Origin of the sequence: Photorhabdus kayaii (assembly GCF_025384895.1) — a bacterium.
GTDB classification, from domain to species: Bacteria; Pseudomonadota; Gammaproteobacteria; order Enterobacterales; family Enterobacteriaceae; genus Photorhabdus; species Photorhabdus kayaii.
This window is the reverse complement of the sequence record NZ_JAJAFZ010000080.1, coordinates 1-16,739: the sequence shown is the minus strand read 5'-3', so window position 1 is coordinate 16,739 and position 16,739 is coordinate 1. Positions and strand designations below refer to the sequence as shown.

Genomic DNA, 16,739 nt, shown 5'->3' with positions numbered 1-16,739 from the left:
GTTTTGCTAGGATATATTCTTGTTATTGGGTTAACGCTGTTATTTTTTTCACCTTATTTAATCAATTTAAAATCTATTTTTTCTGATGTTTTCTCTTCTAATGTCAGTATGGTATCGGATTTTTTACCCACTTTTAAAAAGCTTTAATCACTGCTTTTTACTTTTGATGATTAAAGTTTTTACTTGTTTTTTCCGAGGTTCGCTTGGCCTCTTTTCCAGTTTTTAAAACCATACTGACAGACAAAAAGCGGCTTTTCTTAACACCTGTATTTATCATTGATGAAAACTCAGCGGTGATAGTCAAGGCGTTAAAAATCAGCAATATGAAGGATGGTTTATATATCCGTTATCTTTCAAGTTGCCTCTTTATTGGCTGCGCTCGTTCACCCCGGTCACATCGTTCTCTATGCTCCCGGGGATTCGCTCCCTTGCCGTCGCGATGCATCTTGAAATCCATAGGGTATAGATTAAAACCATCCTTTAAACTGGAAAGAATAATGCCTGTACAGGAGAAATAGGCGTTACGGTATTTAACCTCTGGCTGTTCCTGCTTTTTTACGGCATCTATCTACATCTTTCAGCAATTGATTGACATGATCATCACCAAACAGGGTTTCCAATGTGGTATTCAGTTTTCGCCGCCAGTTAGGGTATTCCATTACCGTACCTGGAATATTGACAGGTTTATCCATATCCAGCCAATCTTCGGGTTGCAGTCCCAGTAGTGAGCTGGCACTGTGGGCAATATAGCGATGTAACCCTTGGTTTATCATCGGTGACATTCCAACCTCTTTTGCCGTGTCACCGATATGTTCCGGGATACAGCCGTAGCGATGTAAACCTTCTAATAACCCTTGTTTGCTAGCTTGACGTTCGGTATATAACCCTTGAAGCAGGTTTTTATCAGGATATAACTTGAGTGATTCCCCAAGGGTCAAATCGGCGCTTTGCCAGAATCCACGTAAAGTAGGCAAATCATGAGTGGTGATGGTCGCCATTGCTTGTATCGGGTAATCCTCAGGTGCGCGGTATTCCCCATTGCCGTGACGCTCAAAGTAGAGCACTTTATAAGAATAGACACCGCTATCGCGCAGCTTGCCCACAATCTCTTCCGGTACAATTCCCAAGTCTTCACCAATGACCAGACAGCGATGGCGCTGACTTTCTAATGCCAGAATCGCCATCAGATCATCAACTGGGTAGTGTACATATGCTCCTTTGTCGGCTGTTTCACCGTAGGGAATCCACCAAAGTCTGAGCATCGACATAACATGGTCAATGCGTAAGGCGCCGCAGTGGATCATATTTGTACGCAGCAGATTAATGAACGGTTGGTAAGCTTGGGTTTGCAAAACATGAGGATTCATTGGTGGTAAGCCCCAGTTTTGACCCAGTGGCCCTAGGGCATCCGGTGGTGCTCCCACTGATGCTTTGGTGCAGTAAACAACTCGGTTGCACCAGGTTTCCGAGCCGCCTTCCGCTACGCCGACGGCCAAATCACGGTAAATTCCAATGGACATGCCACTTGTTTGGCTTTGGGTAAAGCAGTCTGCAAGCTGAGTATCGGCCAACCATTGTAGCCAGAGGAAAAATTCCACTTCCTGCGGGTGAGATTGGCAAAATGTTTGTACCGCTTCACCGTGCGGATCGCGGTACTTTTCCGGCCACACCGGCCAACCCCAATAGGTACTATTTTCAGCATATAACTGGCAGTGCAGAGCGTCATAGACGGCTTGATAGTAGAGACATTCACCACCTTGGATGACAAATTGGCGGAAAGCGGTTTTTGACGAATCATGTTCTGGACGAGTGCTGAATTGTTGATGTGCCAGACGCAGTGCTGCTATTTTCAACGCCATAACTGTGGTGTAATCTACCCATTCCGCGTTACGGGCATCCTGTAACATGCGTTGAGTCGTCGCTGTTTGCCACCATCTCTGTGCTTCTTCATTGTGTTTGAAATCTTCAACCTGATTAACATCAATGTAAATCACATTAAGCCAGTTGCGTGAAGAGGGGCTATAGGGGCTGGCGCTTTCTGGCATGGTCGGATACAGCGCATGCAATGGATTTAGTCCGATGAAGGCACCACCGCGTGTTGCTATCTCTTTTAGCATGTGTTTCAGGTCACCAAAATCGCCAATTCCCCAGTTGTTTTCTGAACGCAGAGTATAGAGTTGCACACAGGCCCCCCAAAGTTTTTCCCTCCTTTGCAGGGCATCTGGTTCATAGCAGCGTTTGGGTGCCACGATAATCTGCATAGACCAGCATTGGCTTCCTTGTGTCAGAGTGAGGCGGTGGTACCCCAGAGCAAGCGGATCAGGTAGCACCAGTTTATGGCAGCAATGCCCCTGAAATTCCTCTCCTTGTTCTGTCCGTATCTGCCATTGGTAATGCTCTTCGTCTTTCAAGGTGATAGTGAAGTGTTCACCTTGAGTAAAAACTTTTACTGTCGGCAAGGGTGAAACCGGCACGTCGGCCGGTTTGTTTACGTTTATCGCATCTAACAAGCGATGTCGGGTTTCCGTTGGAATCGCTTGTGGCTTGCCATAAGCATTAATGTAGCTGGCGACAATGCCAGCCTCGGTAGCTAAATGATCGAGGCTCTTCTCCCCCATGATTTTTCCTTATCGGTTTGCTTGCCAGATGCGTTGTTGATAATCACGGATTGTTCGGTCAGAGCTGAACATACCCATCCGGGCAGTGTTCAGAATGGCGCTACGCGTCCAATGTTGAGTATCGCGGTACAAAGTATCGATCCGTTGATGCGCATCACAATAGGAGGCGAAATCAGCTAGCACCAGATAAGGGTCTCCACCTTCAATCAGACTATGTAGCAGCATATCGAATGCTCGTTTGTCGCTATAGCTGAACTCGCCGCTAGCCAGTGCTTTGAGTATGTTGTCCAGGTGTTGATCTTCTTTGAGTAATTTCAGTGGGTCATAGCCAGCAGCTTTTAAGGCTTTCACTTCTTCTACGGTATGCCCGAAAATGAAGATGTGGTCATCTCCTACCTGTTCGGCAATTTCAACGTTCGCCCCATCTAATGTTCCGATGGTCAGTGCGCCATTCAGCGCCAGTTTCATGTTGCCGGTGCCGGAAGCTTCTTTGCCGGCTGTGGAGATTTGTTCTGAAACATCAGCAGCCGGTATCATTAGCTCCGCGACAGAAACTTTGTAATCGGGGATAAAAGCGATCTTAATGCGATCACGGACGATTGGATCGTTATTAATTTTCTCCGCTGCCTGATTGATGGCAGAGATAATGTTTTTTGCCAAATAGTAGCCGGGCGCGGCTTTTGCGCCAAACAGGAATACACGTGGCACGATATCCAGTTCCGGGTTTTCCTGAATTTGTTTATAGAGCGATAGGATATGCAACAGGTTCAGATGCTGACGTTTATATTCATGCAAGCGTTTAATTTGCACATCAAAAATGGCGTTTGGATCTAGCTTAAGCCCCATCACTTTATTGACATAATTGGATAGCAGGCTCTTATTGCCTTGTTTGATAGCTCGGTATTCTTCGCGGAAAGCGGCGTCATCTGCATAGGGTTCAAGTGTTTTAAGGGCATCAAGATCGTTAATCCATTCGCGATTAAGTGTACGGTCAAGTAATCCTGACAGTGCCGGGTTACATTGTTTGATCCAGCGACGTGGGGTAACGCCATTTGTCACGTTGAGAAACTTATTCGGCCATAGTTGATGGTATTCAGGGAAAAGATCCTTAACGATGAGCTGTGAGTGCAGCGCTGCTACCCCGTTTACGGCAAAGCCCGCGACGACACAAAGATTCGCCATGCGTATCTGATGGTTATAATGTACAGCTAATTTTTCCCATACGGCTTGCTCGCCGGGCCAGGTTTTGTCCACCAACTTTTTAAACCGGGAGTTAATTTCTTGAATGATGCTGTAATGGCGTGGCAGCAGGTGGCTGACGAGATCCTCGTCCCAGCATTCCAAACCTTCTGGCATCAGGGTGTGGTTGGTATAGGCGAAAGTATGGCTGGTTATCTCCCATGCGGTTTCCCAACTCATCTGGTGTTTATCCAGCAGAATACGCATCATTTCAGGGATGGCAATCGTTGGGTGGGTATCGTTAAGCTGGATAACTTCATACTTAGGCAGATCTTCTATTTTGTGGCCTGCCAGATGATGGCGACGTAAGATATCTGCGACGGAGCAAGCACACTGGAAATATTGTTGCATCAGACGCAGGCGTTTGCCTTCTTGATGATTATCATTCGGATAGAGAACTTTCGTGAGCTTAGCGGCTTCAACACCTTGCTGTTCCGCTGCCAGAAACTGCCCGGCGTTGAATTTGTCGAGATCAAATGGCGTAGCATGGGTTGCTTGCCACAGGCGTAATGGTTGAGTAACACCATTGTGATAACCAATGACCGGTAGATCCCAAGCTTCTCCAACCAAGGTAAATTCAGGTGCCCAGATTTCGCGTCCATCATCTGTTATGACGACTTCGCCACCAAAATTCACCTCAACATCTAACTGAGTGTTGTGGCGGAACCAGGGATAAGATTCTCGTCCCCAATTGTCTGGTTCTTCAATTTGTTGTCCTTGTTCAAAGGATTGGCGGAACAGGCCGTATTGATAATTCAGGCCATAGCCAATTGCCGGCTGACCGACGGTTGCCATAGAGTCAAGAAAACAGGCGGCAAGCCGTCCCAATCCACCGTTACCTAAAGCGGGGTCAGTTTCTTGTTCCAGAAGATCACTCAGAATGATATTTTCTTCTGCCAGGTAAGCCTGAATGTCTTCATACCAACCAAGGTTAAGCAGATTGTTTGCGGTTAAACGGCCAATCAGAAACTCCATAGAGATGTAGTTCACATGGCGTTGTTGGTTGGAATGATTGATGACAGGGCATGTGGGCAACAGCTCTGACAGGGCCGCACTAACGGCTTGCCACCACTGATGCTGGGTCATTTCCTGTGCTGAACCGAGGCCAAAGCGCTGCCATTGACGTGTCAGCGCAGCCTGAAACTGGGCTTTATCTAATCTGGACTGTTGCATGGAGTCTTCATCCTGTAGCTGAAAAGGAAAATTTAAGCACTATGCTGAATGCTCTCAGGATCTAAAGCATCATCCTAGAGAGGTATTAGTCAGGGAGGAGTAGAAGGGCGTAGCCAGTAACCCTCTTTCGCATCGTTTTGGCATCTAATTGCGTTCATTTTCTTCCAGCGGATCGATAAGGTAATTTGCTAATTGCTTCCACAACTTGTATGTAAAAATGGAATTTGCTGTTCAAGAATGTGATAGGGTGCGCAACTTAATACCATGGGGGGCGTAAACATATTTGCAAAAGCAATCTATTTCACTAAATTTGGTTGGGCCGATTAATGGCGTCATTACGAACCATGAAATAAATCATCTATACCCAATGGATTTCAAGATGGATCGCGACGGCAAGGGAGCGAATCCCCGGGAGCATAGCGAACTATGTGACCAGGGTGAGTGAGTGCAGCCAACAAAGAGGAAACTTGAAAGATGACGGGTATAACTAATATCACTCATGGTTCCGGCGCAGGTTTTACTTATCGCTTCTTTGGGCACGGAAATTAATGCTTATCCCATCAAAACTGAGTCGTCCCGTTCGTTTGAATAATACAATCTTGCGTAAGCGTCTGTTAATCAGACTGAATGAGTCGTCTAATTATCGTCTTGTGCTAATAACTAGCCCCGCTGGTTATGGCAAAACCACATTGGTCTCTCAGTGGGCTGCCGAGCAGGATAATCTGGGATGGTATTCTTTGGATGAGAGCGATAATCAGCCGGAACGTTTTGCCAGCTATCTTATCGCGGCGTTGCAGCAGGCTACGCAGGGACACTGTGTTAAAAGTGAAGTGTTGGCCCAAAAACATCAATATGCCAATTTACCCGCGCTTTTCGCTCAATTATTTATTGAACTTAGTGAGTGGCGGCGGCCCATTTTCCTGGTGATTGATGATTACCATCTGATTGTGAATAACATTATTCATGAGGCTATGCGGTTTTTCCTGCGTCACCAGCCTGAGAATCTGACGTTAACCATCTTATCGCGTAATTTGCCTTCTCTTGGGGTGGCTAATCTGCGTGTGCGTGAGCAATTGCTGGAAATTGACAGTCAGCAACTGGCTTTTGATTATCAAGAAACGCAGCAATTTTTTGATAAGCGGTTAACCACATCCCTTGATGCCGACGATTGTAAGCGCTTATGCAATGAAGTCGCGGGTTGGGCAACGGCGCTTCAGCTTATCGCGCTTTCAGCGCGGCAGTCGTGTGATGCCGCTGAACTGTCGGCTAAACGCTTGTCGGGCATTAACGCCGGCCATCTTTCCGATTATTTGGTGGATGAAGTACTCAATCAGGTGGATAGTTCAACGCGTGAATTTTTATTGCGCAGTTCTATCTTACGTTCCATGAATGACGGTTTGATTGTTCGTCTAACCGGTGAAGAGAATGGTCAGCAGCGTCTTGAAGAAACTGAACGTCAGGGGCTGTTTATCCAGCGTATGGATGACTCTGGCGAATGGTTTCGCTTTCATCCGCTTTTTGCTTCATTTCTACGTCAACGCTGTCAATGGGAAATGGCGTTGCAATTGCCGGAGTTACATCGGGCGGCCGCAGAAGGTTGGTTGGCGCAGGGGTATCCGGGCGAGGCGATTCATCATGCCTTGGCGGCGGGTGATACTGCCATGCTACGCGATATTTTGTTGCAGCATGCTTGGTCGCTGTTTAACCACAGTGAGTTATCTCTGTTGGAAGAGTGTATGAATGCGCTGCCTTATGAGCAGCTATTGGAAAATCCGCGTCTGGTGCTGCTTCAGGCTTGGCTGGCCCAAAGCCAACATCGTTATTCAGAAGTCAATACACTGTTAAACCAAGCGGAACAGGCACTGCAACAGAAACAAATTGCTATAGAGCCGGATCTCTTGGCTGAATTCGATGCGCTACGAGCTCAGGTGGCTATGAACAGCGGCAAGCCGGAGATGGCCGATAAGTTGGCGAAACAGGCTTTGGCGGCACTGCTTCCTCAGAATGAATACAGTCGTATTGTTGCAACTTCCGTGGAAGGTGAAGTATTACATTGTAGAGGTGAGTTGGCTGATGCATTAGCGCGGATGCAACAAACCGAGCAGCTTGCGCGTCGTTTCCATGTTCATCACTATGCGTTGTGGGCGCTGTTGCAGCAAAGTGAGATTTTATTAGCTCAGGGATATTTGCAGACGGCTTATGAAACGCAGAACAAGGCATTTGAATTGATCCGTGAACAGCATTTGGAGCAGTTGCCAATGCATGAATTTTTGTTGCGTATCCGTTCACAGCTTTTGTGGTGTTGGTCTCGTCTTGATGAAGCCGAAGATGTAGCGCGTCGTGGGCTGGAAGTGTTGTCTAACTTCCAACCTCAACAGCAGTTGCAGTGTCTAACTCAGTTGGCTAAATGCTCTTTGACCAGAGGAGATATTGATAATGCCCGCCGTTATCTGGCGCGTTGTGAAAACTTGCTAAATAATGGGCAGTATCATCGAGATTGGCGTACCAATACTGACAAACTGCGAGTCATCATTTGGCAGAATATGGACGACAAAAATGCCGCTATTCGGTGGTTGGCACAGACTGAGCGACCAGAAAGTGTCAGTAATCATTTTAATCAGGGTCAGTGGCGCAATATTGCTCGTGCTCAGATTCTGCTTGGTTTGTATGATGAGGCTGAGTCCATTTTGGATACACTGAATCAACATGCGAGAAAATTGCAGTTAATTAGCGATCTGAATCGTAATTTACTGTTGTATAACTTGCTTTACTGGCATATCGGACGCAAAAGCGAAGCGCAGAATGCACTCATTGAGGCATTGGCTCTGGCTAACCGTACTGGATTTATTAGCCATTTTGTCATTGAAGGTGAGTTGATGGCCCAACAATTACGTCAGCTTATTCAGCTCAATACCTTGTCTGAACTGGAGTTGCATCGGGCGCAGCGCATTTTGCGGGATATCAACCGTCAGCATCGCCATAAATTCGCTCATTTTGATGAAAGTTTTGTCACACAGTTGCTAACACATCCTGATGTTCCTGAGCTTATTCGCAATAGTCCGCTTACACAGCGTGAGTGGCAGGTGTTGGGATTAATTTACTCAGGCTACAGTAATGATCAAATTGCCGCAGAATTGGATGTAGCGACGACAACTATTAAGACGCATATACGGAATCTGTATCAGAAGCTAGGGATTGCGAATCGCCAGGAGGCGATTCAGCAAGCACAGCAACTGATGCAGATGATGGGGTTAGGTGTGTGATTGATATTTTAAGATTCTAGCGAAACTACCCGCCCTTTCAGGTTACGGCTGAGTATGTGTGCTGACAGGATTAGCGTGGTACCGAGCAGCATGACTAACACGAGTGACTGTTTGAGCGAAAATGGCAACGCCATAGCAATGAGCGAGAGGGTAGAGCCGACAGCCATCTGGACGAATCCTATCAGTGCAGAAGCGACACCGGCTTCGTCAGAATAAGGCTCTAGTGCATAACTGGTCGCAGGTCCCATAACAAATGCCATACCTGTACAGGCGAAAGAAACCGGCAACATATAGCTTAGCCAGTGCTGGCTGGCGACAGTTGGCAGATGCATGCCAGAAAACAGAGATAGGCTAGCCAGTGCCATTAGAATTGTCCCTAACAGTAGGCAGCAAGGGCGGCCAAGTCGATGGATAATTTTATTGGCGGTTAGGAAGGCGATCATCGTCCAGAGTCCGTTGCCACCAAAAATCAATGAAAATGCTAGTGGTGAAATATGGCCCTCAGTCATTAGCACGGTTGGTGCAAATGACACATAGGTAACCACTATTCCCATAATGCCAGCGTTAACTAGGGCAAAATGTGTAAACTGGGCATTGCTAAGAATTTGAAAATATTGCTTTAGTGGTAATCCGCGAACGGGTTTAGTGTTAGCGGGGCGCGTCTCTGGTAGCCAGTTGGCAATGATAAGTAGTGCAATAACCGAGTAGCAAGTCAAAAACCAGAATGGCGCTCGCCAGTTGAACATTTCGGCCAGAATACCGCCAAGTAATGGCGCGAGAGCAGGAACAATATTTAGCGTACCGTTAATAAATCCATAGGCTTTGGCCGCCTCATCACCGTTTAGGCGATCACGTACACCACTAATGCAGACGACACTGGTACAGCAGACTGCACATCCTTGAATAATTCTCGCTGCAATAAAAATTTCGGGAAAAGTAGAAAGCGCTGCGATCACCGAACCGATGATATATAAGGTGATACCCGTTAGGGCTACTGGCCGACGGCCGAATTTATCTACCAGTGGCCCAGCGATTAACTGACCTAGCCCCATAATTAATAAAAACAAAGAAATCGTTGACTGAATAACTTCATTGTTAACTTTAAAATCCTCAGCAATGGCAGGAACCGTAGGCAAGAATACATCGATACCCAAAGGTCCAAAAAGTGCCAAGCTAAGTAGTAGAAGAATATAATTTTGCATGTGTGTTCTTTTAATATTTCAATAATGGTGGTGGTTTTATTGGTGAATAGGCTCAGTGGAATTTATTCTTTAGCGTCACCAGAGAGCTTGGATACACCAGAAATCCTACTGGCGAGTCATTTCAAGCTAGCGATAGGGATGTTTAAGGATCACGCACAGACTGAACCCTTTACTTTTTTTAAAGTCTGAACTTTATACGAGCTATTCACCGGTGTAAACCAACCCGCTTGTGTGGGTATTTTATACCCGTCATCTTTCAAGTTGCCTCTTTGTTGGCTGCACTCACTCACCCCGGTCACATAGTTCTCTATGCTCCCGGGGATTCGCTCCCTTGCCGTCGCGATGCATCTTGAAATCCATAAGGTATAAATATTCAAATCTTAAATACAAAAAAATGACATCGCGCTGTAGCATCAGCTTATTTTTCACTCGATATTTTAATGTCAGTCGGCAGTTTGGCTATCCTTAGTATAGAAAACGCACATTGTTTCTGACAAATCAGAAATGATCGAGAATCTTTTATTATATTTCATCACCTGTCAGAAAATAGCCAGGCATTAGGTAAGTGCTCTTATCCTCTGCGGAAAAGCTGCGAGATGGAGGATTTTGGTACAGTTTTTGTGGGATTTGAACAGAATTTCTTATCATTAACTCTATAAATCAGTAGTTCTGCATGTTATTAACCAATAATTCAAAATAATAATGTATTTTATACAAAATACTTTAATTTTTTAAATGTTTATTGGGTTATTGCAGACTTTTTGTTGATATAAACTAAGTTTTAGTAAATATTACCTTATATATTAAAAACTGATTTTATTTGTTGTGGTTATGAATAGTTAATCAAGGTAATTAAAATGATGGAAAATGAAAAACGGTTTGAAGATATGCTTTCCCGCTTTGTTGGAAACGGGCCTTATTTGGAAATTGATGGTGAAAAGTATATCGATGCAGCTTCGGGGACATTTAACCTTCCACTTGGGTACACTAATCGCAGAATAACAGAAAAATTAAAACAGCAGATCGACAGATGTACACATTTAAGTTCAGCTTATACCCATGAAATGTCACAATATATTTTGGGTAAATTAGTTAAACATACCCCTGAGGGCATTGATAGAATATGGTTACGTGATGTTTCCGGTTCTGGGGCGGTTGAATGTGCAATTCGTATCGCGCAAAAAGCAACAGGGCGTTCAGGAGTTATCTCTTTCTTTCTGGCTCATCACGGTCAGTCTTTAGCCACAGCGCAAATTTCAGGTAATGCTTTTAGAATTAAAGATTTCCATGTCAGCATTGATGGTTCTTTAAAAATTCCAACCCCTGCTAGTGTCATGTCAGAATTTGACCCGAATACAGAACCTAATCAATATTTTGACTTAGAACAATTTATTCAATTAGGTTCAAATGACAATATTGCCTGTCTTATCATTGAACCTATTCAAGGAAATGGCGGAAATAACGTTTTCCCTGTCGATTTTTACCGTAAGATCAGAGATATCTGCCATAAACATGACATTATTATTATCGCAGATGAAGTACAGACCGGATTTGGTCGTACCGGGACATTTTTCGCCTCAACCGGTTATGCTAAAGAATTAGAACCCGATATTATTGTTTTCGCTAAGGGCGCTGGTGGCATAGGTATTCCTACCGGTGGTGTGCTGATGCGGAGTTCATTAGATGTATTAGAGTCATTCGAACATTCTAGTACATCAGGCGCTAACCCTCTTTCATTAACGGCGCTCAACGAAATTATCGATATCATCGAAGACGAACAGGTTCTGGAGAATGTGCAGCATAATGAAGCTTATTTACGTGATGGCTTATTAGCATTACAGCATAAATACCCAGAAATTACTGGTGTTAGAGGCGTCGGTTATATGTTTGGCTTTGATACGCCATCACCAGAGTTTGCGGCACAAGCGATTGCAATAGCGAATTCTCATCACTTGATCATCCGGGGTTCGCGTTATGGTAAAGGTCGTGCACTTAAAGTTCGTCCACCGTTAATTTGTACTCAGGAACATTTAAACGAAATTCTGTATAAGCTTGATCTGACTTTTGCTGATATGACGTTAAATATGCTGGACAATAAGGAGGTAGCGTAATGAAAGCACTTAAATTTAATCGGGTGTGGGATATGCAAATTCAGGATGTTGAACCGTTACTCTGTGTTGAGCCTGATGATGTCGTTGTTGATATTGCGGTGTGCGGCGTTTGTGGTACAGATATTGGGATTATCACCGGTTCTTATCCTGTTGCTATTCCAGGAACTACTTTAGGTCATGAAACAACGGGTGTTGTTGCTCAAGTAGGAAAGAGTGTCACTCGCTTTAATGTAGGTGACCGTGTTGTCATCAATCCAACTTATTCCTGTGGGCATTGTCGGATGTGCCAGACAGGCAGCCCAAATCATTGCGAGAAAAAATTGGGAACCGAAGCGGGAGTTTCCTATGACGGGGCATTTGCTGAGCAATATCTGGCGAAAGAGAGTTCACTGATAAAACTGGATGATCATGTCAGTATGGAAGAGGCATCACTGACTGAGCCACTCAGTTGCACGCTGACCGGGGTTGATAAACTGGGCATTACTCATACTAATATTCGTGCAGCGGTAGCTGGCGCAGGCCCAATGGGGATGCTCTATATTTGGGCTTTACATGCCAGAGGCGTTAAGGCTTTCATGGTCGAGAAAAACGAAAGTCGTGTTCAATTTGCCAAAGAAAATCTGCCGCCAGAATGTGAGCTATATACTGATTTTGATGAGGCATTAACGCAACAATATGGCGATAAATCAGCGCCTATTGATCTCTGTGTGGATACGACCGGGCAATTAACTGAATACATTTTTGACCATTTGGCACCTGGCGGAAAATTGTTGAATGTGGCGCTTAAAGATAAGCATGCCAATCTTGATATCTTGAAAATTGCTGATAAGAGCCTTTCCGTGATTGGTTCCATCGATTCTCTGAATAACAGTTTTGAGCGTGCTTATACCATGATCCGTGATGGCGTTATTCCAGCTGGTCGTCTGGTCAGCCAAGTTTTTGATTTTAATGATTACTTGCAGGCTTTTCTCACTGTTGGTTGTGATATTGCGAGCAAAAGCCAAAAACCACTGTTTACTCCGAACTGTAAAGTGCTTATCCGTATTTCCGATCTAAAATAATGGAATGTTTCACATGGATAGATTTAATGTGATTTTTGATATCGATGGAGTCGTTGTTGACAGTGAACAATTGCACTTTGATGTTCTTTGTGATTTGGCTCCTGACTACACACAGCATGTACAACCACAGCAACTTATTGGCCTGAGTTTGGAGGAAACATTAGATTACATCGGGGTTCCAGCTCTGCAACAGAAAGGGATCACTGCGCAAATCGTCTCGGTTTACAAAGATAAGCTATCTAAAAGTTACCTTCGTCCAGGGATTTCCCGGTTGATGGCGGCCTTACAACAGCACCGTATCCCTTTTGGCTTTGTTTCTACTGCGCCGCGGGAAGTGTGTTTGGCGAATATTGGATTGCTGGAGTTGAGTGAAAACCCTGCTTTAATCTCTGGTGATGATGTTGCGAGGACGAAACCTTATCCCGATCCCTATCTTGCTATGTTGAAATTGAAGTCTATGGATGTTCATCAGACATTAGTGATTGAAGATACCGATTTGGGCATTACAGCAGCAACGCAGGCAGGTATTCCCTATGTGTATGCCTGGCCCCATGCTTTATCGGTTGCGGAACAATATCAACAGGCAACTCGTATTATCGGGACGCTGACCGATATTCCGCAATTTTCTAAAATTAATTTTGGGTAACTTAATATACCCTATGGATTTCAAGATGCATCGCGACGGCAAGGGAGCGAATCCCCGGGAGCATAGGTAACTATGTGACCGGGGTGAGTGAGTGCAGCCAACAAAGAGGCAACTTGAAAGATGACGGGTATACCCTCCGTTAGTCATAGCGGAGGGCATTTTATTTATAATAGAAGGAACATGAGTTGTCTGATCAAAATATTATCTCTTTGGTAAAACAACCCATTATGGCGACGCGCGCCGCTTTTTTTATTGCTGGCTTTAGTCTTGCAAGTTGGGCTCCTCTCATTCCTTTAGCTAAAGAACGGCTACAACTTGATAATGGCGCTATGGGGCTTCTAATGTTGGCATTCGGCATTGGTTCTTTCATCATGATGCCAATAGCGGGCATGTTGGCTGCACGCTTCGGTTGCCGGAAAATTTTCACTTTATGTGCTTTGATCGTGTTAGTGATGTTGCCAGGGTTAAGTGTATTACCGACACCGTTGACATTAGCTTGCGTTTTATTTGTCTTTGGTGCAGGTATTGGGGCAATGGATGTTGTGGTCAATATCCACGCCGTCATGGTCGAGAAAATGGCTCAGCGGCCAATTATGTCTGGCTTTCACGCGTTATTTAGTTTGGGCGGGATCGCCGGTGCGGGATCGGTGAGTGCATTATTGTCTCTGGGAATATCACCTCTCCAGGTGATGGTAATGGCGGTATTACTGATTATTTTACTGCTATTGCCGGTATGGAGTGGGTTATTGAACGAAGCCGAAGCGGGTAATACGCCATTCTTTGCTGTGCCTCATGGGATCGTGATTTTATTGGGCTTTCTCTGTTTTGTTGCCTATATCATGGAAGGCGCAATGCTGGACTGGAGCGGTATATTATTAACCAGCGTACATAATATCAGTAGTCATCAGGCTGGTATCGGCTATACCCTGTTTGCTATTGCTATGACATCGGGTCGCTTTATGGGTGATAAAATCATTGCCTTTTATGGACACCGACGGGTATTTATCAGCAGTGCTTTATTGGCTACTTCTGGATTTATCCTTATTTACTCAGCATCAACTGCAATGATGTTAGGGGTCTCTTTCCTGATGATAGGCGCAGGATTATCCAATATAGCGCCAATGCTTTTTACTGCTTCTGGTCAACAGAAAATTATGCCTGATTCACTGGCTGTTGCTGCGGTTTCTACCATGGGATATTCTGGGATTTTGTTGGGACCTGCAATCATAGGTGGATTAGCGCATATTGTGACATTACACGGCGCTTTTGCTTGTATTGCTTTACTCTCTATTTCCTTATTTGCAGGATGTAAATTGATTGATTCGAGCGGAAGATAATATAGAGGGAGTTCCTATGGGTTTATCACAATATCATTGGCTTAATGAACCATCTGATTGGCAATGTGGCAGCGACTGGCTTAATGTCACTACAGATCATAAAACTGACTTTTGGCAACGAACATGGTATGGCTTTGAACGTCATAATGGTCATGTTTTTGGGTGTTATGTTGAGGATGATTTCACCTTTCAACTCTGTATTGAAGGCTGTTTTGAACATTTATACGATCAGGCAGGAGTCATGCTATTAGTCGATGAGAAACATTGGTTGAAAGGCGGAATTGAATATTCTGATGGTCATGCCTCGATTGGTAGTGTGCTAACACGTGATCATTCTGATTGGTCTATGGGCGTATTTCCTGGTGATTCTAGTAAATTCTGGTTACGTTTGACTCGTGAAGAGGGATATTTAAGACTGCAATATTCTACTGATGGTTTACGGTGGCCATTGTTGAGGTTGTCTCCTTTTTTTGAAGATAAACAACCTGTCTTTGTTGGTGCAATGTGTTGTTCTCCAGAACGGCACGGATTACAGGTGCGGTTTTCTGATTTCCAATTGACACCACCAATAAAAAAACCATTGCATGATTTAAGTTAGCCAAACGGCTCAACACCCGGAGCAATGTGCTTCGGGTGTTATGTATCAAGGTTAGATGCCTTAAACCCTTTCTAAAATAAAACCGGTAAAGTCAGCAGTTGCCTCTTCTGGAAGTTCTACAAATTGGTCTTTCAGCATGTAAATACGTAAAAGCCCTTCTTCATCTGTGTTTAATTCAACTGAACCGGTCATAAAATTGAAGCTATTTACAGCAAAGGATTCAGGGCCAAATGTGCGATTTTGTAAACCAAAATAAGCGGGCAAGGCCCTTTGTGGTGTTAGTTGAGTCGATAAGCGTGCTGTACCTGTCAGTCTATATTTAACGTTAGGTTCCAACCCTGTTATAATTTGATCAATGACGCCAGAGCTGGAATAGGTTTGGATGCTAAGAAAATTAACGCCATTCTCGGATAAGATTGCTACAGTTTCAGGGTGTGGGATTCTCCAGCCATGATATCCTTCATTAAATGAACCATTAACTAGCTCTTTATTAGCGTTTTTTGTATCAGAATAATCTGCGCTATTTAGCATTTTCTTCATATCCATATATGAGTCCTTTTAAATGAATGGCAATTAAATTTAATTTTGCTTAATGATTTTTTCCTGTAAACACTTTATCAATAATGAAAAAATATTCAATCATGTTTTTTGATTGAAGATTAGGCTTGTGATAATTAATGTGAAAATAAATGACAGGGCTAAATTGTTTCGATGGTAATTTATCTTAAAATAATTGAACCATATTCCAATTAAAATATTAATTTATGATTTTATTTTCTCAACCAATATTTAAACACCCAGAGCCGTGAACTCTGGGTGTTTAAAATGTTAAAATATATCTAAGTTAAATGTTTAGGCTGTCTCTAAAATAAAACCGGTAAAGTCAGCGGTTTCTCCGTCTGGTCGATGGCCAACTTGATCTTTCAGTAAATAAACGCGTAAAAGTCCCTCTTGATCTGTACTTAATTCTACTGAACCCGTTGTAAAGTCGGTGCTGTTTACAGCAAAAGATTCTGGGCCATCGGTGCGACTCTGTAAACCAAAATAAGCTGATGAGGCCCATTCTGCTGATACGCGAGCTGTACCTGTTAGTTTATATTTAGTGTTCGGCTCTAATCCTTCGATAATTTGATCAATGACGCCGGAACCGGTAACGCTTTGGATTCTGATAAAGTGAACGCCATTTTCAGATAAGATTTCTACTGATTCAGGGGCTGGGATTCTCCAGCCGTTATATCCCTCTTCGAATGAGCCGTTAATCAGTTCTTTATGAGAGTTTTTCTTGATATCAGAATAATCTTCATTATTTAGGATTTCTTGTACGTTCATATATGAGTCCTTTTTAAATAGATAGAAATGAATTTAATTTATTTCAGCGCTTTTTTTTCGGGAGGGCACTTTATCAATAATAGGATAATACTCAATTGTATTTTTTGTTGGTGGTGAGTTGTAATTTGTATAAATTAATAAGGAATAAATAATAGGGAGTTA

The 16,739-nt window shown here is 43.9% G+C and carries 12 protein-coding genes; 6 read left to right on the top strand and 6 right to left on the bottom strand.

The window, feature by feature from the left end; all coding sequences use genetic code 11:
* Positions 1 to 530: 530 nt before the first annotated feature.
* Entirely contained in the window at positions 531 to 2,618 is a 2,088-nt protein-coding gene (malQ, locus tag LGZ98_RS20680; protein ID WP_113044030.1) for a 4-alpha-glucanotransferase, read from the bottom strand.
* 9 nt (positions 2,619 to 2,627) lie between these two features.
* Complete coding sequence (malP, locus tag LGZ98_RS20675; protein WP_113044031.1) at positions 2,628 to 5,030, bottom strand: maltodextrin phosphorylase; 2,403 nt, start codon at positions 5,028 to 5,030, stop codon at positions 2,628 to 2,630.
* 548 nt (positions 5,031 to 5,578) lie between these two features.
* On the opposite strand from malP, the gene malT reads away from it, so the two are divergent.
* Entirely contained in the window at positions 5,579 to 8,293 is a 2,715-nt protein-coding gene (malT, locus tag LGZ98_RS20670) for an HTH-type transcriptional regulator MalT (RefSeq protein ID WP_262978512.1), read from the top strand.
* 8 nt (positions 8,294 to 8,301) lie between these two features.
* Here the strand turns inward: malT and LGZ98_RS20665 are convergent, their stop codons facing one another.
* Positions 8,302 to 9,495 (bottom strand): multidrug effflux MFS transporter, encoded by a 1,194-nt coding sequence (locus tag LGZ98_RS20665; RefSeq protein ID WP_113044033.1) that lies wholly within the window; start codon positions 9,493 to 9,495, stop codon positions 8,302 to 8,304.
* A 149-nt stretch (positions 9,496 to 9,644) separates the two neighbouring features.
* Positions 9,645 to 9,872 carry a hypothetical protein gene (locus LGZ98_RS20660; protein ID WP_146748138.1) on the bottom strand — a complete coding sequence of 76 codons (228 nt, stop codon included), beginning with the start codon at positions 9,870 to 9,872 and terminating at the stop codon, positions 9,645 to 9,647.
* Positions 9,873 to 10,355: 483 nt separating this feature from the next.
* On the opposite strand from LGZ98_RS20660, the gene LGZ98_RS20655 reads away from it, so the two are divergent.
* The 5 genes from LGZ98_RS20655 (at position 10,356) to LGZ98_RS20635 (ending at position 15,248) form a co-directional block, all read left to right on the top strand.
* Positions 10,356 to 11,606: a class-III pyridoxal-phosphate-dependent aminotransferase gene (locus LGZ98_RS20655; RefSeq protein ID WP_387492600.1), complete on the top strand. Its 1,251-nt coding sequence runs from the start codon at positions 10,356 to 10,358 to the stop codon at positions 11,604 to 11,606.
* Complete coding sequence (locus tag LGZ98_RS20650; RefSeq protein WP_113044035.1) at positions 11,606 to 12,667, top strand: zinc-dependent alcohol dehydrogenase; 1,062 nt, start codon at positions 11,606 to 11,608, stop codon at positions 12,665 to 12,667. The genes LGZ98_RS20655 and LGZ98_RS20650 overlap by 1 nt, the downstream gene beginning before the upstream one ends.
* Before the next feature lie 13 nt (positions 12,668 to 12,680).
* Positions 12,681 to 13,313, top strand: a complete 633-nt coding sequence (locus LGZ98_RS20645; protein WP_113044036.1) for an HAD family hydrolase — start codon at positions 12,681 to 12,683, stop codon at positions 13,311 to 13,313.
* A gap of 185 nt (positions 13,314 to 13,498) precedes the next feature.
* Positions 13,499 to 14,650, top strand: a complete 1,152-nt coding sequence (locus tag LGZ98_RS20640) for an MFS transporter (RefSeq protein ID WP_113044037.1) — start codon at positions 13,499 to 13,501, stop codon at positions 14,648 to 14,650.
* A 16-nt stretch (positions 14,651 to 14,666) separates the two neighbouring features.
* Positions 14,667 to 15,248 carry a DUF1349 domain-containing protein gene (locus tag LGZ98_RS20635; RefSeq protein ID WP_113044038.1) on the top strand — a complete coding sequence of 194 codons (582 nt, stop codon included), beginning with the start codon at positions 14,667 to 14,669 and terminating at the stop codon, positions 15,246 to 15,248.
* Positions 15,249 to 15,308: 60 nt separating this feature from the next.
* Here the strand turns inward: LGZ98_RS20635 and LGZ98_RS20630 are convergent, their stop codons facing one another.
* Both LGZ98_RS20630 and LGZ98_RS20625 read right to left on the bottom strand, forming a co-directional pair.
* Complete coding sequence (locus tag LGZ98_RS20630; RefSeq protein WP_262978511.1) at positions 15,309 to 15,794, bottom strand: hypothetical protein; 486 nt, start codon at positions 15,792 to 15,794, stop codon at positions 15,309 to 15,311.
* Between the two features lie 306 nt (positions 15,795 to 16,100).
* Positions 16,101 to 16,577: a carbohydrate binding domain-containing protein gene (locus LGZ98_RS20625; protein ID WP_262978510.1), complete on the bottom strand. Its 477-nt coding sequence runs from the start codon at positions 16,575 to 16,577 to the stop codon at positions 16,101 to 16,103.
* Between the last annotated feature and the right edge of the window lie 162 nt (positions 16,578 to 16,739).